The organism is Sulfitobacter sp. UBA4523 (assembly GCF_002388305.1).
GTDB classification, from domain to species: domain Bacteria; phylum Pseudomonadota; class Alphaproteobacteria; order Rhodobacterales; family Rhodobacteraceae; genus Sulfitobacter; species Sulfitobacter pontiacus.
The window spans coordinates 21,588-24,904 of the sequence record NZ_DGMH01000049.1; the positions used below are offsets into that span (position 1 = coordinate 21,588).

3 protein-coding genes and 1 pseudogene are annotated in these 3,317 nt (G+C 64.9%); 3 read left to right on the top strand and 1 reads right to left on the bottom strand.

All coding sequences use genetic code 11. From position 1 onward, the window contains the following. The first annotated feature begins 2 nt into the window (after window positions 1–2). From B3849_RS11115 to B3849_RS11125, 3 genes are read left to right on the top strand one after another with little or no spacing between them, the layout of a single operon-like run. Window positions 3–494 carry a lipocalin family protein gene (locus B3849_RS11115; RefSeq protein ID WP_286780138.1) on the top strand — a complete coding sequence of 164 codons (492 nt, stop codon included), beginning with the start codon at window positions 3–5 and terminating at the stop codon, window positions 492–494. Then, entirely contained in the window at window positions 491–1,966 is a 1,476-nt protein-coding gene (locus B3849_RS11120) for a carnitine 3-dehydrogenase (RefSeq protein WP_278425637.1), read from the top strand. The genes B3849_RS11115 and B3849_RS11120 overlap by 4 nt, the downstream gene beginning before the upstream one ends. 15 nt (window positions 1,967–1,981) lie before the next feature. Further along, window positions 1,982–2,899 carry a DMT family transporter gene (locus B3849_RS11125; RefSeq protein ID WP_037963824.1) on the top strand — a complete coding sequence of 306 codons (918 nt, stop codon included), beginning with the start codon at window positions 1,982–1,984 and terminating at the stop codon, window positions 2,897–2,899. Here the strand turns inward: B3849_RS11125 and B3849_RS11130 are convergent. After that, window positions 2,896–3,317 (bottom strand): annotated as a pseudogene (locus B3849_RS11130) (DNA mismatch repair protein MutT); the annotation flags it as partial. The gene B3849_RS11125 and the pseudogene B3849_RS11130 overlap by 4 nt on opposite strands.

The following is a 3,317-nucleotide window of genomic DNA, read 5'->3' on the forward strand; positions in this document are numbered from 1 at the left end:
CGCTGCTGGCTCTGGCGCTGGCGCTTCTGGCCGGATGCGGGGCTCAGGCCCCCGACACCGCGCAGGGCCTGCGGGACAGCAAGGCGCTAATCGGTGCCACCAGCCGCTATGACGCGGCGCGCTTCAAAGGACCGTGGCTGGTCCGCGACAGCTTTGGCGACGGCGTGGCGCAGGTGGCCTTGGTCGAGACGACGAAGGGCCCCGCGTTCCAGTTGTGCACACAGGTCGGCTGTGGCGACGGGGGGACGCTGTGGTTGGCGCAGCAGCAGGGGCAGGGGCGCTATGCGCTGTCGCGCCCCGATGGCAGCACGCGCACGCTTTGGGTGCTTTGGGTCGACGAAGGGTTCCGCACCGCAGTGGTCGGCAATCCCGTTGGCGACTTTGGCTGGATCCTTGACCGCAGCGCCAGCGGCGGTGCGGACCGGATCGCCGCCGCGCGCGAGATATTGGACTTTAACGGCTATGACACGGACCAGCTGAGGATACGACAATGACCAAAATCGCAGCAATCATCGGCGGTGGTGTGATCGGCGGCGGATGGGCCGCGCGTTTTGCGCTGAATGGCTGGCAGGTACAGGTGTTCGACCCCGACCCGCAGGCCGAACGCAAGGTGGCCGAAGTTCTGGCAAACGCCCGCCGCTCCATGCCCGGTCTGACCGATGTCGCCCTGCCCGCCGAAGGGGGGCTCCGTTTCTGCACCAGCATCGCCGAGGCGGTGGAGGGGGCCGTGTGGATACAGGAAAGCGTGCCCGAGCGGCTTGAGGTCAAACACAGCACGCTCGCCGAAATTCAGGCCGCCTGTGATGCACAGGCGGTGATCGGATCGTCGACATCGGGTTTCAAACCGTCAGAACTGCGCGCGGGCAGTACGCGCCCCGATCAGATCATGGTCGCCCATCCCTTCAACCCCGTCTACCTTTTGCCGCTGGTCGAACTGGTCCCGGCCGAGGGGCAGGACGGCCCGCTGGTAGACCGCGCCAAGGAACTGCTGACGGGGCTTGGCATGTACCCGCTGCATCTGCGCAAAGAGATCGACGCCCATGTGGCCGACCGTCTGCTCGAAGCTGTCTGGCGCGAGTCGCTCTGGCTGGTCAAGGACGGCATCGCCACCACGGAAGAAATCGACGACGCCATCCGCTATGGCTTTGGCATCCGGTGGGCGCAGATGGGCCTGTTCGAGACCTATCGCGTTGCCGGTGGCGAAGCGGGGATGAAGCATTTCATGTCGCAGTTCGGTCCGGCATTGAAATGGCCCTGGACCAAGCTGATGGATGTGCCCGATTTTGACGAGACCCTTGTTGATCTGATCGCGGGGCAATCGGACGCACAGTCGGGGGCCTATGGCATCCGCGACCTTGAACGCATCCGCGACAATAATCTGGTCGCGATGATGCGGGCGCTGAAGCAGCAGGATTGGGGCGCAGGACGGTTGATGAAACAGCACGAGGCGGCCTTGCGTGCAGGCACCGTGCTTGAGGCGCGAGCGGCGGATATCGACGATCCGTCCCAGCCGGTGCCCACCGTCCATCGTGCCGTGCCGCTGGACTGGACCGATTACAACGGCCACATGACCGAAGCGAAATACCTTCAGGCCTTTGCCGATGCGACCGACCGTTTTATGGAACTGATCGGCTGCGACGCGGCGTATATTGCCTCGGGCGGGAGCTTTTTCACTGCTGAGACCCATATCCGCCACGTGGACGAAGTGCATGCAGGCGCGGTGATCGACATACGCACCCGCGTGCTGCTGGGAGCGGGTAAGAAAATGCATCTGTGGCACGAGATGTACGAAGGCGACCGGCTGCTCGCCACGGGGGAACACTTTTTGCTGCATGTCAGCCTTGAAACCCGCAAACCCTCTGATCCGTCTCCGGAGATCGCGGCGGCGTTGACGCGCTTTGCCCAAGCTCATGCGGCCTTGCCGATGCCCGAGGGCGTGGGCCGCTTTGTGGGCGCGCCGCGGTGATCGGGGTCCGCGCCCATGGCTGACACGCTGCCGGACCTGTGGATCCTCGTGACGCTGGCCGCGGCGGTCTTTCAGACCGGACGGTTCATGCTGCAAAAATACCTCGCGACCGCGACCCTGTCGGCGGCGGGGGCGACGTTCTCGCGGTTTCTGTACTCCGCGCCCTTTATTCTACTGGGGCTCGCGGCTTATCTGGCGCTCAGCGCGACCCCCCTGCCGCCGCTTGGGCCGGGGTTCTGGGCGCATGGGTTGGTCGGCGGCACGGCGCAGATCCTTGCGACGGTCTGTGTGGTGCTACTGTTCAAACAGCGCAACTTTGCCGTGGGCATCACCTTCAAGAAGACCGAAGTCATCCTGACGGTGCTGGTGGGTTGGATCATTCTGGGCGAGGGCGTCAGCGTCACGGGTTTCGCCGCGATTGCCCTTGGCGTGGTCGGGTTGTTGCTGCTGTCCGGCGGGGCAGAGGCCAAGGGCTTTCACCTGCGCGACCTGCGCAATCGCGCGGCGGGGCTGGGGATCGCGTCAGGCGCGCTTTTCGCGGTGTCGGCCGTGTCCTACCGCGGGGCGTCGCTGGCCGTGCAGACCGATCTGCCGGTGCTGCGCGCAGGCGTGACCCTTGCGGCGGTGGTGACGATGCAATCGCTGATCATGGCGGTGTACCTGCGGCTGCGCGAACCGGGGCAGATCCGCGATGTCTGGCGCGCGCGCCGGGTCGCGCTCTGGATCGGGCTGACCTCGATGGGCGGATCCCTGTGCTGGTTCATCGCCTTCACCTTGCAGAACGCAGCCTATGTCAAAGCCCTTGGTCAGGTAGAGCTGATCCTGAGCGTCGCCGCCTCCACCCTGTTCTTCCGCGAGAAAATCAGCCCCCGTGAGGCTGCAGGCATGGCGGTGCTGATCGCGTCGATCCTGATGCTGGTGATGGTCGCCTAGCTTGGCATCGGGCGCCCGCGCAAACGCAGGAACAGGCTTTCTTCGTCGTTATTCTTGAAAAACGGGACCGAGGCGGGCGGGTCAAGCTGCCGCGCGCGGGCCTCGACTTCGGCCAGCACTACCTCGGTGATGAAGGGCATGTCGAATTTGCGCGCGTCCGACAGGGCCACCCATTGCAGATGCGAAAGCTCGTCACAGGCGTCGTCGAAATTGTCCAGATCGGTGGCGATATCCTCGGCATCGACCAGAAAGAAACGCGCATCAAAGCGGCGTGGACGGCCGGGGGGCGTCAGCGCGCGGAAAACAAATTGCAGCGGGGCCGCGTGGGGCAGATAGCCGCGCTGTGCAAAGGTCAGCCAATCGGCAGGGGGCGTGCCCTCCCATGCGCCTTTCTGGCCAAGGATCAGGCCGGTCTCTT

Coding starts and splice junctions, on each gene's coding strand:
- B3849_RS11120 (WP_278425637.1), top strand. CDS start 491: ATGACCAAAATCGCAGCAATCATCGGCGGTGGTGTGATCGGCGGCGGA.
- B3849_RS11125 (WP_037963824.1), top strand. CDS start 1,982: ATGGCTGACACGCTGCCGGACCTGTGGATCCTCGTGACGCTGGCCGCG.